This is a genomic window from Streptomyces sp. DSM 116795 (genome assembly GCF_055792905.1).
Genome location: NZ_CM147707.1, coordinates 2742377 through 2757686 on the forward strand (window position 1 = coordinate 2742377; position 15310 = coordinate 2757686).

At 70.9% G+C, this 15310-nt stretch carries 16 protein-coding genes; 5 read left to right on the top strand and 11 right to left on the bottom strand.

The annotated features are described in order from the left end of the window. Positions 1-8 precede the first annotated feature (8 nt). The 4 genes from ACSMXX_RS11590 to ACSMXX_RS11605 form a co-directional block, all read right to left on the bottom strand. Positions 9-1118: a GuaB3 family IMP dehydrogenase-related protein gene (locus ACSMXX_RS11590; RefSeq protein ID WP_473183957.1), complete on the bottom strand. Its 1110-nt coding sequence runs from the start codon at positions 1116-1118 to the stop codon at positions 9-11. An 89-nt stretch (positions 1119-1207) separates the two neighbouring features. Continuing rightward, complete coding sequence (guaB, locus tag ACSMXX_RS11595) at positions 1208-2725, bottom strand: IMP dehydrogenase (protein ID WP_473183958.1); 1518 nt, start codon at positions 2723-2725, stop codon at positions 1208-1210. A gap of 53 nt (positions 2726-2778) precedes the next feature. After that, a complete protein-coding gene (locus ACSMXX_RS11600) occupies positions 2779-3363 on the bottom strand; it encodes a sigma-70 family RNA polymerase sigma factor (RefSeq protein WP_473183959.1) in 585 nt (194 codons plus the stop codon). Positions 3364-3641: 278 nt separating this feature from the next. Continuing rightward, positions 3642-4253: a response regulator transcription factor gene (locus tag ACSMXX_RS11605; protein ID WP_003948568.1), complete on the bottom strand. Its 612-nt coding sequence runs from the start codon at positions 4251-4253 to the stop codon at positions 3642-3644. A 373-nt stretch (positions 4254-4626) separates the two neighbouring features. On the opposite strand from ACSMXX_RS11605, the gene ACSMXX_RS11610 reads away from it, so the two are divergent. The 3 genes from ACSMXX_RS11610 (at position 4627) to ACSMXX_RS11620 (ending at position 6540) form a co-directional block, all read left to right on the top strand. Further along, the gene (locus ACSMXX_RS11610; RefSeq protein WP_070016534.1) at positions 4627-4938 is read left to right on the top strand and encodes a WhiB family transcriptional regulator; all 312 of its coding nucleotides are present in this window, start codon (positions 4627-4629) and stop codon (positions 4936-4938) included. 145 nt (positions 4939-5083) lie between these two features. Then, complete coding sequence (locus ACSMXX_RS11615) at positions 5084-5746, top strand: MOSC domain-containing protein (protein ID WP_473183960.1); 663 nt, start codon at positions 5084-5086, stop codon at positions 5744-5746. A 20-nt stretch (positions 5747-5766) separates the two neighbouring features. Continuing rightward, positions 5767-6540 carry an SDR family NAD(P)-dependent oxidoreductase gene (locus tag ACSMXX_RS11620; protein WP_473183961.1) on the top strand — a complete coding sequence of 258 codons (774 nt, stop codon included), beginning with the start codon at positions 5767-5769 and terminating at the stop codon, positions 6538-6540. Positions 6541-6693: 153 nt separating this feature from the next. Here ACSMXX_RS11620 and groL read toward each other — a convergent pair whose 3' ends face one another. Together groL and groES are read right to left on the bottom strand one after the other, a co-directional pair. Then, entirely contained in the window at positions 6694-8319 is a 1626-nt protein-coding gene (gene groL, locus ACSMXX_RS11625) for a chaperonin GroEL (protein ID WP_473183962.1), read from the bottom strand. 111 nt (positions 8320-8430) lie between these two features. Next, a complete protein-coding gene (gene groES / locus ACSMXX_RS11630; protein ID WP_028433901.1) occupies positions 8431-8739 on the bottom strand; it encodes a co-chaperone GroES in 309 nt (102 codons plus the stop codon). Positions 8740-8906: 167 nt separating this feature from the next. Here groES and ACSMXX_RS11635 point away from each other — a divergent pair, with 167 nt between their 5' ends. Beyond that, a complete protein-coding gene (locus ACSMXX_RS11635; RefSeq protein ID WP_473183963.1) occupies positions 8907-10187 on the top strand; it encodes a class I SAM-dependent methyltransferase in 1281 nt (426 codons plus the stop codon). A gap of 81 nt (positions 10188-10268) precedes the next feature. On the opposite strand, the gene ACSMXX_RS11640 is transcribed toward ACSMXX_RS11635, so the two are convergent. The 5 genes from ACSMXX_RS11640 to ACSMXX_RS11660 all read right to left on the bottom strand — a co-directional run bounded on the left by ACSMXX_RS11640 (position 10269) and on the right by ACSMXX_RS11660 (position 14449). Then, a complete protein-coding gene (locus ACSMXX_RS11640) occupies positions 10269-10517 on the bottom strand; it encodes a hypothetical protein (protein WP_473183964.1) in 249 nt (82 codons plus the stop codon). Beyond that, on the bottom strand, positions 10514-11641 hold the full coding sequence (gene tsaD, locus ACSMXX_RS11645) for a tRNA (adenosine(37)-N6)-threonylcarbamoyltransferase complex transferase subunit TsaD (protein WP_473183965.1): 1128 nt from the start codon (positions 11639-11641) through the stop codon (positions 10514-10516). The genes ACSMXX_RS11640 and tsaD overlap by 4 nt, the downstream gene beginning before the upstream one ends. Continuing rightward, positions 11634-12134, bottom strand: a complete 501-nt coding sequence (gene rimI / locus ACSMXX_RS11650) for a ribosomal protein S18-alanine N-acetyltransferase (RefSeq protein ID WP_473184744.1) — start codon at positions 12132-12134, stop codon at positions 11634-11636. Before rimI ends, tsaD begins: the two co-directional genes overlap by 8 nt. A 56-nt stretch (positions 12135-12190) precedes the next feature. After that, positions 12191-12856, bottom strand: coding sequence for a tRNA (adenosine(37)-N6)-threonylcarbamoyltransferase complex dimerization subunit type 1 TsaB (gene tsaB, locus ACSMXX_RS11655; RefSeq protein ID WP_473183966.1), 666 nt, complete (start codon positions 12854-12856; stop codon positions 12191-12193). Between the two features lie 177 nt (positions 12857-13033). Further along, positions 13034-14449: an LmeA family phospholipid-binding protein gene (locus ACSMXX_RS11660; RefSeq protein WP_473183967.1), complete on the bottom strand. Its 1416-nt coding sequence runs from the start codon at positions 14447-14449 to the stop codon at positions 13034-13036. Between the two features lie 247 nt (positions 14450-14696). Here ACSMXX_RS11660 and ACSMXX_RS11665 point away from each other — a divergent pair, with 247 nt between their 5' ends. After that, positions 14697-15266 (top strand): hypothetical protein, encoded by a 570-nt coding sequence (locus tag ACSMXX_RS11665; RefSeq protein ID WP_473184745.1) that lies wholly within the window; start codon positions 14697-14699, stop codon positions 15264-15266. Positions 15267-15310: the final 44 nt, after the last annotated feature.

Consider the following 15310-nt stretch of genomic DNA (forward strand, 5'->3'; position numbering starts at 1 on the left):
CCCCGAGGTCACCGGGTGACCGTGACCTCCACCCGCTGGAACTCCTTCAGTTCCGAGTAGCCGGTCGTCGCCATCGCACGGCGCAGCGCGCCGAAGAAGTTCATCGAGCCGTCCGGGGTGTGCGAAGGACCGAGCAGGATCTCCTCCGTCGTACCGACGGCGCCCAGATCCATCCGCTTGCCGCGCGGCACGTCCTCGTGCACGGCCTCCATGCCCCAGTGGTGCCCGCGGCCCGGCGCGTCCGTGGCCCTCGCGAGCGGCGAGCCCATCATCACTGCGTCGGAGCCGCAGGCGACGGCCTTGGGCAGGTCGCCGGACCAGCCGACGCCGCCGTCCGCGATGACGTGGACGTAGCGGCCGCCCGACTCGTCCAGGTAGTCCCGGCGCGCCGCTGCGACATCGGCCACGGCGGTCGCCATCGGCACCTGGATGCCCAGCACGTTCCGCGTCGTGTGCGCGGCGCCGCCGCCGAACCCGACCAGCACACCTGCCGCGCCCGTACGCATCAGATGCAGCGCCGCCGTGTAAGTGGCGCAACCGCCCACGATGACCGGCACATCCAGCTCGTAGATGAACTGCTTGAGGTTGAGCGGCTCCGCCGCCCCCGACACATGCTCCGCGGAGACCGTCGTGCCGCGGATGACGAAGAGGTCGACGCCCGCGTCGACAACCGCCTTGGAGAACTGGGCCGTTCGCTGCGGTGAGAGCGCGGCGGCCGTCACCACGCCCGCGTCACGCACCTCCTTGATCCGCTCGCCGATCAGCTCCTCCTTGACCGGCTCCGCGTAGATCTCCTGCATCCGGCGGTTCGCGGTGCGCTCGTCCAGCTCGGCGATCTCGGCGAGCAGCGGCTCCGGATCCTCGTAACGCGTCCAGAGTCCTTCGAGGTTGAGCACACCGAGACCGCCCAGCTCACCGATGCGGATCGCGGTGGCGGGCGAGACGACGGAGTCCATCGGGGCGGCCATGAAAGGCAGTTCGAAGCGGTAGGCGTCGATCTGCCAGGCGATCGAGACCTCTTTGGGGTCACGCGTGCGGCGGCTGGGCACCACAGCGATGTCGTCGAAGGCGTACGCCCGGCGCCCGCGCTTGCCGCGCCCGATCTCGATCTCAGTCACCTGTGAAGCCCTTCTCGCCGTGCGCTGTGCTCTGCTGCCGCTCCAGTATCACCGACACGCGGCGCCCTGCGGCCCGGTGGGTGCCGGGCTCAGCGTCGTGAGTAGTTCGGCGCCTCGGTCGTCATCTGGACGTCGTGCGGGTGGCTCTCCTTCAGCCCGGCCGAAGTGATGCGTACGAACCGGCCGTTCGCCTTCATCTCCGGGACGCTGCGCCCGCCGACGTAGAACATCGACTGCTTGAGACCGCCGACCAGCTGGTGCACCACGGCCCCGAGCGGCCCCCGGTAGGGCACCTGTCCCTCGACGCCCTCGGGGATGAGCTTGTCGTCGCCGCCGACCTCCTCCTGGAAGTAGCGGTCCTTCGAGTACGACTTCTGCTCGCCCCGCGACTGCATCGCGCCCAGCGAGCCCATGCCACGGTAGGACTTGAACTGCTTGCCGTTGATGAACAGCAGCTCGCCGGGCGACTCCTCGCAGCCGGCGAGGAGCGAGCCGAGCATGACCGTATCGGCGCCCGCCACCAGGGCCTTCGCGATGTCGCCGCTGTACTGCAGACCGCCGTCGCCGATGACCGGGACCCCGGCCTCCTGCGCGGCGAGCGAAGCCTCGTGGATCGCCGTCACCTGCGGCACCCCGATGCCCGCGACGACGCGCGTCGTGCAGATGGAGCCCGGCCCGACACCGACCTTGATGCCGTCGGCACCGGCGTCGATCAGCGTCTGCGCACCTTGACGGGTGGCGACGTTGCCGCCGACGACGTCGACCGGCGAGTTCGATTTGATCTTGGCGACCATGTCGCCGACGAGCCGCGAGTGACCGTGCGCGGTGTCCACCACGACGAAGTCCACGCCCGCTTCGATCAGCGCCTGCGCCCGCTCGTACGCGTCCCCGGCGACACCGACCGCCGCACCCACGACGAGCCTGCCCTCCGGGTCCTTCGCGGCCAGCGGATACTGCTCCGCCTTCACGAAGTCCTTGACGGTGATGAGCCCCTTGATGACGCCGGCGTCGTCGACCAGCGGCAGCTTCTCGATCTTGTGACGGCGCAGCAGCTCCATCGCGTCGTTCCGCGAGATGCCGACCTTGCCGGTGACCAGCGGCATCGGCGTCATCAGCTCGCGCACGGGCCGGTCACGGTCGGACTCGAAGGCCATGTCACGGTTGGTGACGATGCCGAGCAGCTTGCCTGCCTCGTCGGTGACGGGCACCCCGCTGATGCGGAAGCGGCCGCACAGCACGTCGGCGTCGCCCAGCGTCGCGTCCGGACGGATCGTGATCGGGTCGGCGACCATGCCCGACTCGGAACGCTTGACCCTGTCGACCTGGGCCGCCTGGTCCTCGATCGACAGATTGCGGTGCAGCACGCCGACGCCGCCCTGACGGGCCATCGCGATGGCCATCCTGGACTCGGTGACCTTGTCCATCGCCGCCGACAGCAGCGGTACGTTCACGCGGACGTTGCGGGAGATCCGCGAGCCGGTGTCGATCTCACCGGGAGCCATGTCGGACTCACCGGGCAGCAACAGCACGTCGTCGAACGTCAGCCCGAGCATGGCGAACTTCGCAGGTACTCCGGCTTCGGTTCCGACTCCGTCGTTCGCTGTCATGACACCTTTCCAATGCTTGCCCGGGGTGAAAGTCCATGCTAAACGGCCCGGAACTACTGCTGCGCCAGTGCCCTCAGCCTGCTCAGCGCCCTGTGCTGGGCGACACGTACCGCCCCGGGCGACATCCCGAGCATCTCGCCGGTCTCCTCCGCGGTGAGCCCGACGGCGACCCGCAGCAGCACCAGCTCGCGCTGATGCTGCGGCAGATTCGCAAGCAGCTTCTTGGCCCATGCCGCGTCGCTGCTGAGCAGCGCGCGCTCCTCCGGGCCAAGCGAATCGTCCGGCTGCTCGGGCATCTCGTCGGAGGGCACCGCCGTACTGCCGGGACCGCGCATGGCAGCTCGCTGCAGATCGGCGACCTTGTGCTGGGCGATGGCCACGACGAAGGCCTCGAAGGGTTTCCCGGTGTCGCGGTAGCGCGGCAGTGCGCAGAGCACCGCGATGCAGACCTCCTGTGCGAGGTCGTCCACGAAGTGCCTTGCGTCGCCCGGCAGTCGGGTCAGCCGCCTGCGGCAGTAGCGCAGCGCCAGCGGATGGACGTGGGCGAGGAGGTCGTGCGTGGCCTGCTCGTCGCCCTCCCTGGCGCGTCGTACGAGTGCGCTCACGACCGCAGTGTCGTCGTGCCCGTCGTTGCGCATCGGTCCATGGTGCACCTGAGCCCCGCGTTCCGTCGCACCGCGCCCTTGGTTGTGCACCGAAGCGTTATGAGCAGGGGCACTGGCCCTCATCTCCCGCGCCCTCCCCTCACGCCTGACCGAACGGTCCCCGAGGAACTCCATACAACAAGCATGCGGCACTGGCGGGATTCCTGGGCCGCTTACGCCGCCCCGCCCTTCCCCCTGGGCCGGCCCCGAAGACCGCGGGTGGCGGAACTTCGCAGGCGGGGACGGGCGGGCCATGAGCGAACGTGAGCTATCTATCGAACGAGACCCCAGCGGAAGCCGAGAGCCACGGCGTGAGCGCGGTCCGAGGCGCCGAGCTTCTTGAACAGGCGCCGGGCGTGGGTCTTCACCGTGTCCTCGGAGAGGAACAGCTCCCGGCCGATCTCGGCGTTGGACCGGCCGTGGCTCATGCCCTCCAGAACCTGGATCTCACGGGCGGTGAGCGTCGGGGCGGCCCCCATCTCGGCCGAACGCAGCCGACGGGGTGCGAGCCGCCACGTCGGGTCGGCCAGCGCCTGCGTGACCGTGGCCCGCAGCTCCGCGCGCGAGGCGTCCTTGTGCAGGTAGCCGCGGGCGCCCGCGGCCACGGCCAGTGCCACTCCGTCGAGATCCTCGGCCACCGTCAGCATGATGATGCGGGCGCCGGGGTCGGCCGACAGCAGCCGCCGCACGGTCTCCACACCACCGAGACCGGGCATGCGGACATCCATGAGGATGAGGTCGGACCGGTCGGCACCCCAGCGGCGGAGGACTTCCTCGCCGTTGGCCGCCGTCGTCACACGCTCGACGCCGGGCACGGTCGCGACCGCGCGGCGGAGCGCCTCTCGGGCAAGCGGGGAATCGTCGCAGACGAGGACGGATGTCATGACCGCCCTCCGCAGCTGATGCGCGTCACCTTGAGCCTCCAGGCTGTTACGAATCGTCACCTGTGCGATTGACACCCTCGGACAACAGTGCCCGAGATCATTCCGCCAACCGCCTCCGCACACTCAACGACGGTCACCCAAAAGAGTTACGGGTTTCGGCCACCGCCATCAGCACTCTACGTGATCGCGCGTACACAGATCTGCCGCATCGCACTGAAGGGTTTCCCCGAGTGGCGTCTTTTACCTTTTGCCCTATTTAGCAGACTTAGTGCTGCTTCTCGCTTTCTTTCGGCTAGGTTCGCAATGAGTCATATTTGTCTATAAATGGACGGAGCGAGAGCGAGCCTCAAGTACGCCGACGAGAGGACACGCAATGGCAGACTTCTCCCGCCTCCCGGGCCCCAACGCAGACCTGTGGGACTGGCAGCTGCTCGCCGCCTGTCGCGGAGTCGACAGCTCTCTCTTCTTCCACCCCGAGGGCGAGCGCGGTGCCGCCCGCAGCGCGCGCGAGGCGTCCGCGAAGGAGGTCTGCATGCGCTGCCCGGTCCGCTCGGAGTGCGCGGCGCACGCCTTGGCGGTGCGTGAGCCGTACGGCGTGTGGGGGGGACTCACGGAGGACGAGCGCGAGGAGCTCATGGGGCGGGCCCGCAGCAGGCTCGTCGCCGTGCCCGACGGCCAGAGCTGAGCAGAAACGTTCACCCCGTGCCTCACACGAAGTCGTTGCCCCTTCGGCCTCGGCGTCGGCGTCATCTCGCCGCCTCAGCCGCCTCGTTCACCGCCGCCGCTGAAACCGGTCGTCCGCGGAGATTCACCCATTTAGCCTGACGCTCATGAACCTTCTGTCCGTCAACCTCGCCAAGCCGCTGCGCTCCCCCTCGTACACCGACGCACCGGGGAGCCTGACCGGCATCGACAAACGGCCGGCCTCCGGCCCCGTCGAAGTCGCCGCGCCAGGACCGAAGGGCACCGGCGGAAGCGCCCTCGCCGAGGACACCGTCGGCGACATGCGCCACCACGGCGGCGACGACCAGGCCGTGTACGCGTACGCACGCGAGGACCTCGACGGCTGGGCCCACGAACTCGGCCGGGAACTGGACCCGGGCTCCTTCGGCGAGAACCTCACCACCCGCGGGCTGGATGTGAACGGTGCGCGTATCGGCGAGCGCTGGCTCATCGGGGACCAAGTGGTCCTGGAGGTGACCGCGCCGCGCATTCCCTGCCGTACGTTCGCGGGCTGGCTCGACGAGCGCGGCTGGGTCAAGCGCTTCACCGACAGGGCCCTGCCCGGCGCGTATCTGCGGGTCATCCAGCCGGGGGCGGTGTGCGCTGGCGACGGCATCGGCATCGTCCACCGCCCGGAACACGAGGTGACCGTCAGCTTCCTCTTCCGGGCGCTGACACGGGAGCCTGAGCTGCTGCCGCGCGTCCTCGCGGCCGGCGACGCGCTGCACCCGGAGGCGCGGGGCAAGGCCCTGCGGCGTACGGCCGACTGAAGCGCGGATAACGTGCCCCCATGACGACTGCGTTGATCACGGGAGCGACCTCCGGCCTCGGCGCCGCCTTCGCCCGGCGGCTTGCCCGGGACGGGCACCACCTCGTACTGGTCGCCCGCGACAAGGACCGCCTGTGGGAACAGGCGACTCGGCTCCACGACCGGCACGGTGTCGAGGCGTCCGTCCTGTCGGCCGACCTGGCCACGGAGAAGGGCATCTCGGCCGTGGAGGACCGGCTGGGAGACCGGGAGCATCCCGTGGATCTGCTGATCAACAACGCGGGGTTCGGCAACAAGGGCACTTACCTCGACGTCCCCCTCAAGGACGAGCTCACGATGCTCAAGGTCCACTGCGAGGCGGTGCTGCGGCTCACCTCGGCGGGGGCGGCGAGCATGCGGGAGCGGGGGCGCGGGGGTGTCGTGAACGTCGCCTCGGTCGCCGCGTTCGTGCCGCGGGGCACGTACGGGGCGAGCAAGGCGTGGGTCGTCCAGTTCACGCAGGGCGCGGCGAAGGACCTGGCGGGGTCGGGGGTGCGGCTGATGGCGCTGTGCCCCGGCTTCGTACGTACGGAGTTCCACGAGCGGGCCGGGATGGACGCGGGCAGCGTTCCGCGGTGGATGTGGCTGGACGCGGACGCGGTGGTGGCCGCGGCGATGAAGGACCTGGTCCGGGGCCGGAACATCTCGATCCCGGACGCGCGTTACAAGACGCTCATGGGGGCGGCGAGGCTCCTTCCCAGGGAGCTGCTGTCGAAGGCGTCCTCGACGACGGGGCGGCGGTTCGGCCCGCGTTAGCCCTCTGCTGGGTGCGTGTTGCGCCGCCGGCGCGTGTGGGGCCGGGGGCGTGCGCCTCGGTACCAGAAACGGACCCGAAGCGCACGAACCAGAGGCCCGGCACCCCCAAGTGAGGGGTGCCGGGCCTCGGTTCGGTTGCCCGACGCGTCGGCGTCAGTGCGAGTGGCCGTGGCCGTGGCCACCCGCTGCCGGCTCTTCCTCCTCCGGCTTCTCGACGACCAGGGTCTCGGTCGTCAGCAGCAGCGACGCGATCGACGCCGCGTTCTCGAGCGCGGAGCGCGTGACCTTGACCGGGTCGATGACGCCGGCCTTGATCAGGTCGCCGTAGTCGCCGGTGGCCGCGTTGAAGCCCTGGTTGCGGTCGAGTTCGGCGACCTTCGAGGTGATGACGTAACCCTCGAGGCCCGCGTTCTCGGCGATCCAGCGCAGCGGCTCGACGACGGCGCGGCGCACGACGGCGACGCCGGTCGCCTCGTCGTCCTTCTTGCCGAGCGAGTCCTCCAGGACCTTCGCGGAGTGCACGAGGCTGGCGCCGCCGCCGGCGACGATGCCCTCCTCGACCGCCGCACGGGTCGCGGAGATCGCGTCCTCCAGGCGGTGCTTCTTCTCCTTGAGCTCGACCTCGGTCGCGGCACCCACGCGGATGACGCAGACGCCGCCGGCCAGCTTGGCGAGGCGCTCCTGGAGCTTCTCGCGGTCCCAGTCGGAGTCGGTGGCCTCGATCTCGCCCTTGATCTGGGCGACGCGGGCTTCGACGTCCTCACGCTTGCCGGCACCGTCGACGATCGTCGTGTCGTCCTTGGTGACGGTGACGCGGCGGGCGGTGCCGAGCACGTCCAGACCGGCCTGGTCGAGCTTGAGGCCGACCTCCTCCGCGATCACGGTGGCGCCCGTGAGCGTCGCCATGTCGCCGAGCATCGCCTTGCGGCGGTCGCCGAAGCCGGGCGCCTTGACGGCGACGGCGTTGAACGTGCCGCGGATCTTGTTCACGACGAGGGTGGAGAGCGCCTCGCCCTCGACGTCCTCGGCGATGATCAGCAGGGGCTTGGAGCCGCCCGCCTGCATGATCTTCTCCAGCAGCGGCAGCAGGTCCTGGATGGAGCTGATCTTGCCCTGGTGGATCAGGATGTACGGGTCGTCGAGGACGGCCTCCATACGCTCCTGGTCGCTGACCATGTACGGCGACAGGTAGCCCTTGTCGAAGGCCATGCCCTCGGTGAAGTCGAGCTCCAGGCCGAAGGTCTGGGACTCCTCGACGGTGATGACACCGTCCTTGCCGACCTTGTCCATCGCCTCGGCGATCAGCTCGCCGACCTGCTTGTCCTGGGCGGACAGACCGGCGACGGAGGCGATGTCCTCCTTGGAGTCGATGGGGCGGGCGTTGGCGATCAGGTCGTCGGAGACGGCCTTGACCGCGGCGTCGATGCCCTTCTTCAGGGCGGCGGGTGAAGCGCCCGCCGCCACGTTGCGCAGGCCTTCGCGGACCAGGGCCTGGGCGAGCACGGTGGCGGTGGTGGTGCCGTCGCCCGCGATGTCGTTGGTCTTGGTCGCCACCTCCTTCACCAGCTGCGCGCCGAGGTTCTCGTAGGCGTCCTCGACCTCGACCTCACGGGCGATGGTGACGCCGTCGTTGGTGATGGTGGGTGCGCCGAACTTCTTGTCGATGACGACGTTGCGGCCCTTGGGGCCGATCGTCACCTTCACGGTGTCGGCCAGCTTGTCGACGCCGCGCTCGAGGGCGCGGCGGGCGTCCTCGTCGAACTTCAGGATCTTCGCCATGGGAGCTGTTGAGTCCTCTCGAACGAACCGCGCCCCGGCCCCCGGTACATCTCGTATGCGATGCGGGAGGGACCGGGGCGCGGATCAGAAGTGTCTTCCGGCTTCGGTGACTTACTTCTCGACGATCGCGAGAACGTCGCGAGCCGAGAGGACGAGGTACTCCTCGCCGCTGTACTTCACCTCGGTGCCGCCGTACTTGCTGTACAGCACGATGTCGCCGACGCTCACGTCGAGCGGCAGCCGGTTGCCGTCCTCGAAGCGGCCCGGGCCGACAGCCAGGACCGTGCCCTCCTGGGGCTTCTCCTTGGCGGTGTCCGGGATGACCAGGCCTGAGGCCGTGGTCTCTTCAGCGTCGAGCGGCTGGACCACGATGCGGTCCTCAAGCGGCTTGATGGCAACCTTGCTGGCGGTCGTCACGATCCGACCTCCCCCTTCGGAGATCTCATAACGGGGTCTTATGTCTGGGGTGGCGACCTGGCAGATCCGTCGTCGCGGGTGCCGGATCTTCCTGTCGCTGATGTCTGGCACTCGCAATGGGAGAGTGCCAGGGTCGACATTATGCCGCGGTTAGCACTCCGTCAACACGAGTGCCAGGCGTGCGAGCCTCGTACCCGCGACCCGGGGCTGCCCGTTCGCCGCCGGGACGGGAGAATGCGGGGGTGGACCGTGAGGCGTTCGCCGGGCTGCTCGGCGATGAAGGACAGGCGCTGCTGGAGTCGTTGGAGGAGTACGACCCGGACCGCGAGCTGGCCGTGGCGACGCGTCTGCGCCGTACGCACGCACCCGAACTGGTCTCGGCCGCCCTCGCCCAGGCCCGGCTGCGGCAGCGGGCGGCGGCGAAGTTCGGCGCGGACGACGCGGCACGGATGTACTTCACGCCGAACGGCCTGGAGCAGTCGACGCGCACGAGCGTCGCCGCGTACCGGGCGGAGCGCTTCTCCGCGGCGGGCGTGCCGGTACTGGCGGATCTGTGCTGCGGCATCGGCGGTGACGCGATCGCGCTGGCGCGCACCGGAATGCGCGTACTGGCCGTCGACAGCGACCCGTTGACGTGCGACGTCGTACGGGCGAACGCGGCGGCGCTGGGGCTGGCCGACCGCATCGAGGTCCGTTGCCAGGACGTGGGCGACGCCGATGTCTCCGGCTGCGACGCCGTGTTCGTGGACCCGGCGCGCCGTGGCGGCAAGGGCCGGATCTTCGACCCCGAGGCGTACTCGCCACCGCTGTCGTGGGCGGTCGAAGTGGCCCGGCGCGTCTCGCATGCGGCGCTGAAGGTCGCGCCGGGCATTCCGCACGAGGCCGTTCCGTACGACGCCGAGGCGGAGTGGATCTCGGACGCGGGGGATGTGAAGGAAGCCGTGCTCTGGTTCGGGGCGGGGAGCGGAGCGGCCGGCACGGCGGAGAGTTCCCCCGTACGGGCGACCCTGCTGCCGGGCCCGCGTTCACTCTCGTCGCGCGGGCTGGCCGATCCGCCCGCCGGTCCGGTCGGCCGCTATCTGTACGAGCCGGACGGCGCGGTCGTACGCGCGCACCTCGTTGCGGAGGTGGCCGCGGAGCTGGACGGCCGGCTCATCGACCCGACGATCGCCTATGTGACGTGCGACGAGGCGCACTTCACCCCGTACGCGACGGGTTATGAGATCACCGATGTGCTGCCCTTCCAGCTGAAGCGGCTGCGTGCGCTGCTGCGCGAGCGCGGCGTCGGCACGGCCACCATCAAGAAGCGGGGCTCGGCCGTGGAGCCCGCGGAGCTGCGCAAGAAGCTCAAGCTCGAAGGGCCGGGCATCTGCACGGTGTTCCTCACGCGGGTGGCGGGAGCGCCCACGGTGCTTCTGGGGCAGCCGCTCGAAGGACCGGCGGGCGCCTAGCCGTTCGCTCCTCTTCCCGGCCGCTGTCCCGCTGCAGTTCCGCTGCTGTTCCGCTGTCCGCGTACGGCCGGATCCGTACGCTCAGACCTGCTCGAAGCGCCAGCGGTGCACGGGCCGGGCCGTCAACTCCTCGGGGGGATCGGGGAGTTCGGGAAGCTTCGCGGAGAGCCCGGCGGACCACCAGGTGATGACGAGGACGCGGTCGCCGGGAGCCGTGTACGTCTCGCGGCGCTGTGGTGCTCCCGCCAGCTCCTGGTCACGTGCCCAGGTGAGCAGCTCGCCGCCGCGGCCGCCGGCAGCCTTGGCCTCCCACATCAGCGCGACGGTCATGAGTAGAGGTTCTCCCGGCTGAGTTCGTGCACGTGATCGTGGGAGTGGCCGTGGCTGTGGCCGTGGGAGTGCGAGTCCGCCCGGCCGGGCAGGTGCGGTTCGGTGACGGGCAGCGAGGAGTCCGCGGGAAGGCCCCAGTCGGACGTGGCGCGGCGCCGCGCGACCATCTCGGCGCCGAGCGCCGCGACCATCGCCCCGTTGTCCGTGCACAGCTTGGGACGGGGCACGCGCAGCTCGATGCCCGCGCGGGCGCAGCGTTCCTCCGCCATCGCGCGCAGCCGCGAGTTGGCGGCGACGCCGCCGCCGATCATGAGATGCTCCACGCCCTCGTCCTGGCAGGCCCGGACGGCCTTGCGCGTGAGCACGTCGGTGACCGCCTCCTGGAAGGACGCGCTGACGTCCCGTACGGGCACCTCCTCGCCCGCGATCCGCCTGGCCTCGATCCAGCGGGCGACGGCCGTCTTCAGGCCGGAGAAGGAGAAGTCGTAGGGGGCGTCGCGCGGCCCGGTCAGCCCCCGCGGGAAGGCGATGGCCTCCGGGTCGCCCTCGCGCGCGTACCGGTCGATGACGGGGCCGCCCGGGAAGCCCAGGTCGAGCACGCGGGCCACCTTGTCGAAGGCCTCCCCCGCCGCGTCGTCGATGGTCGAACCGAGCGGGCGTACGTCCGCGGTGATGTCGGGGGCGAGCAACAGTGAGGAGTGTCCGCCGGAGACGAGCAGCGCCATGGTCGGCTCGGGCAGGGCGCCGTGTTCGAGCTGGTCGACGCAGATGTGGGAGGCGAGGTGGTTGACGCCGTAGAGGGGTTTGCCGAGCGCGTACGCGTACGCCTTCGCCGCGCTGACGCCGACGAGGAGCGCGCCCGCGAGCCCGGGCCCGGCGGTGACGGCGACGGCGTCGAGGTCGGAGGCGGAGACGCGGGCCTCGCGCAGGGCGCGTTCGATGGTGGGGACCATCGCCTCCAGGTGGGCACGGCTGGCGATCTCGGGCACGACGCCGCCGAAGCGCGCGTGCTCGTCCACGCTGGAGGCGATGGCGTCGGCGAGCAGGGTGTGGCCGCGGACGATGCCGACGCCGGTCTCGTCGCAGGAGGTCTCGATGCCGAGGACGAGGGGTTCGTCAGCCATGGGTCTTCGTTCCTTGGGAAGAGTTCGCGGAGGGGGCGGGGGTCTCCAGGCGCATGACGAGGGCGTCGACGTTGCCGGGCTGGTAGTAGCCGCGCCGGAGGCCGATCCTGGTGAAGCCGAAGCGCTCGTAGAGACGTTGTGCGGGTGCGTTGTCCACGCGGACCTCCAGCATCACCTCGTGGCAGCCGAACGCGTCGGCCGCGGCGAGGAGTTCACCCATCAGCCGGGCGCCGAGGCCGGTGCCGCGGTGGGCGGGGAGGACTCCGATGGTCTGGATGTCGCCGGTGCCGCCGACGGCGGCGAGGCCCCCGTATCCGACGAGGGTGTGCTCCTCTTCACCGGGTCCCGGCGTCTCGGCGACCAGATAGCGGCGGGTGGCGCCGGGCCCCCGGGCGTGCGCCAGCTCCGACCAGAAGAGGCCCGCTGTCCAGGCGTCCTCGGGGAAGAGGACGTGTTCGAGGCCGAGCACGCGCTCGATGTCCCACCAGCGCATTTCGCGGAGCACCACGTCGGCGCTCCGCCGGGGGCGGTCCTCCGCGGCGGTACGGGTCACCTCGGCGTGACCACCTTGTAGTTGGCGGGGACACGGGCGTCGGGGCGGCGGAGGTAGAGGGGCCGCGGCGGCGGGAATTCCTGGCCCTTGGCGAGCCGCTCGGCGGCGAGGCACGCGAGCGCCGCGGCCGACTGGTCGAGGGGGAGGTCGGTACGCAGCCCCGTGAAAACCTCCTCGTACAGCCGCGCGCCCGCGCCGACGGCGGGCAGCGCCGTGATCTCCGCGCGCAGCTCGCCGGGGCGGTCCACCGCGGGGTCGCCGACGCGGGTACGGGCGTCGGAGTACCGCGCCCAGTAGACCTCCTTGCGGCGGGCGTCCGTCGCGACGACGAACGGGACCTCCAGGCCGGAGGCGTACGCGATGCCGTCGAGCGTGCACATCCCGAGCACCGGAATCCCCAGCGCGGCGCCGAAGGACTCGGCGGTGGCCAGCCCGACCCGCAGCCCGGTGTACGGACCGGGGCCCGTACCGACGACGACCCGGTCGACGTCCCGCAGCGGACGGCCGGCATCGCGCAGCACCCGGTCGACCGACGGCAGCAGCAGCTCGCCGTGGCGGCGGGCGTCGGTCTGGTCGGAGGCCGCGAGGAGGCGGTCGCCGTCGGTGTCGTACAGCGCGACGGTGATGGCCGGTGTGGCGGTGTCAAGAGCGAGCAGCAGCACGGTAGCCAGCCTACGGCGGATGGGGAGCGGCCGTTTCCGGGGTCCCGTACTGGACGCTTTCGGGTGACCTGGGTGAGCAGCGTCGTCCGCGTCGTCCGCGTGGTCGCTTGGTTTGCGTGGTCCGCGCGACCCGCGGCCGGCGGGCCCGCACGAGGGCGCCGCCCCGGGGAGCGGGCTTCAGCGCTGACCGGCCGGTCCCTGCGGCATGTGCTTCGCGCCGTCGCCGAAGGGCATGTCGGCGCCGGTCAGCTGTGCCCGTATTCCGTCCTTCTCGACGGAGATCTCTCGCAGCCGCACGTCACCGGGCACCTCGGGCAGCCGTACCGACAGCGACAGCTTCTCCGCCAGCTTCGGCTCCTCGATCTTCTTCAGACTCTCGATGAGGCCGGGGTCGATGCCGATGCGCTTCAGCAACGAGGGGTGCTCCAGGAGTACGTCCAGCATGTTGATCTTCATGAGTCTGTCGACGAAACGCGGAGCGCCTGTCGTACGGCGCAGCTCCGTCTCGCTCTGCCGTACCTGTGCGGCACGTTCCGGGGTGAGCCCGAACCGCTCGGCGACCGAGCCGACCCGGAAGAGCGCCTTCGCGTCCGCCGCGTCGCGCTTGATGCGCTCGGCGACCGGCCGGGCCAGCCGCAGACCGCCGTCCTTGCCGGGGGTGTAGGAGAACAGGCCGGGGACCTTGAGCCGCATGCGGTCGACGGTCGTGCCGACGCCGTGGTCGCCGGTGCGGCGCAGATGGGCGCGCGCCCCCACCTGGACCCGCTTGCCCGCCACGGGCAGCTCGCCGTGCGCCAGTACGGAGTTGCGCGAGCCCGCGGTGAAGTCCACCTGGGATGTGCCGAGTTCGCGGTCCAGATCGTCGAAGTCGAGCAGCACGTCGCCCTGCAGCCGGCCCAGCACGGCTCCCTTGATGGAGGACGGGGCGCCGCCCACGATCCGTACGTCGTCGACGGACCCCTTCACCTGCGCGACGGATATCCGGCCCGCCGGGACGTCCGGGACCGCGATGTCGACGTGGTCGAGCCGCCCGCCGGCGAGCTGCGTCAGGAACGGGAAGCCACGGATGTGCACCTCCGGCTCGGCGTGCAGCTTCAGCGCGCTCTTCACCTTCCCGGCGGCCTTGTTCTCGGCGTACAGGGCCGCCCAGCGGTCGCCGACGACGAGGAAGGCCAGCAGGACGACGACGGCGACGGCGGCCTTGACGGTCCTGCGCGCCCGCGAACGGCGGCGCCTGCGCACCGCGCGGAGGTAGGGCATGCGGTCCTCGGGGGCCTCGTCGTACTCGGAGCGCAGAGCCAGCCCGAGGAAGCCCTCTTCCTGCGTCTCGTCACCGTGCGCGTCGCCATGCGCGTCACCGTGCACTTCGCCGCGGAAGCCGTCGTACGGGCTGCCGTAGAGGCCGGAGCCGGCGACGGGGAGCCCGTCCGGGCCGGTGCGGGTGCGGGCATGCCGGGCGCCCTGCCCGACGCCGCGGTCACCGTGGCGACCGTGGTCACCGCCGCCGTCGCCGCCGTGCCCGTGGCCCGCCGCGAGCGCGTCGTACGGGCTGGGTCTGTCCGGGGCGACCGGCGGGGCGTCCGGCGAGGCCAACTCCTCGTAAGGATTCGGTGCCGTCCTTGTCCACCCTGTGGAACTTGTCGGGGGTCGGTGCGCGCTCATCGGCCAATGCGAACACAAGCTCGACGCGATCTCCAACTCGCGCCTGTGGAACCGGGGTACGGCCACCACGGTCGTGGACGCCCCGCTGCACCGCCCGCTCCCGATCCCGGCCGTCGCCCCGTCACCTGCTGCTACCGTCGACGCGGGGACGGCGGACATCGGGAAGGGGCGGCGCACGGTGGCACGTGGCAGCAGCGCGGGAGCGGTCGTGGCGGCGCTTACGGCGGCGGCCCTCGCCGTCGTCGGTTTCTTCACCTACCAGGCGAGCGCCGCGCAGGACCGCGCGAAGGCGGGCGCCTCCGACTCAAGCGGTTCCGACAGCTCCGGGGAGCTCTCGGATCGCGAGAAGGAGGAGAAGGAGCGGGAGACCAACCTCCCCGCGTTCTCCGGTGCGGGCGAGCGCGTGGTCTACGACCTGGACCGGAACAGGGTCTGGCTGATGGGCCCCGACCAGGAGGTGAAGCGCACCTTCCGCGTGGCCCCGAGCTCCATCGACCCGAAGCCTGGGACGTACAAGGTCGAATCCCGCGCGCCGCACGTCACGGGCTCGGACGGGGTGCCCGTCGAGAACGTGGTGCGCTTCGCGACGAGCCAGGGCACGACCATAGGGTTCAGCGCCGCGCTCGACGGGTCGATGCCGGACGCGGACCCGGTGCGGCAGACCGGCGGGATCCGGGAACGCCGTGCGGACGGTGAGGCGATGTGGCTGTTCGCCACGATCGGGACGAAGGTCGTGGTCGTCCGCTGAAGGACTCGGCGGCCCATGTCTACGGGACGGGCCGCGGCTTCGGG

Bases quoted from the DNA above. Each gene is read 5' to 3' on its own strand.
- ACSMXX_RS11640 (WP_473183964.1), bottom strand. From the start codon at position 10,517: ATGACCGTCGCGCTGATGTGGGAGGCCAAGGCTGCCGGCGGCCGCGGC.
- rimI (WP_473184744.1), bottom strand. From the start codon at position 12,134: ATGCGCTGGTGGGACATCGAGCGCGTGCTCGGCCTCGAACACGTCCTC.
- ACSMXX_RS11600 (WP_473183959.1), bottom strand. From the start codon at position 3,363: ATGCGCAACGACGGGCACGACGACACTGCGGTCGTGAGCGCACTCGTA.
- ACSMXX_RS11615 (WP_473183960.1), top strand. From the start codon at position 5,084: ATGAACCTTCTGTCCGTCAACCTCGCCAAGCCGCTGCGCTCCCCCTCG.
- ACSMXX_RS11620 (WP_473183961.1), top strand. From the start codon at position 5,767: ATGACGACTGCGTTGATCACGGGAGCGACCTCCGGCCTCGGCGCCGCC.
- guaB (WP_473183958.1), bottom strand. From the start codon at position 2,725: ATGACAGCGAACGACGGAGTCGGAACCGAAGCCGGAGTACCTGCGAAG.
- tsaD (WP_473183965.1), bottom strand. From the start codon at position 11,641: ATGGCTGACGAACCCCTCGTCCTCGGCATCGAGACCTCCTGCGACGAG.
- ACSMXX_RS11605 (WP_003948568.1), bottom strand. From the start codon at position 4,253: ATGACATCCGTCCTCGTCTGCGACGATTCCCCGCTTGCCCGAGAGGCG.
- ACSMXX_RS11610 (WP_070016534.1), top strand. From the start codon at position 4,627: ATGGCAGACTTCTCCCGCCTCCCGGGCCCCAACGCAGACCTGTGGGAC.
- groL (WP_473183962.1), bottom strand. From the start codon at position 8,319: ATGGCGAAGATCCTGAAGTTCGACGAGGACGCCCGCCGCGCCCTCGAG.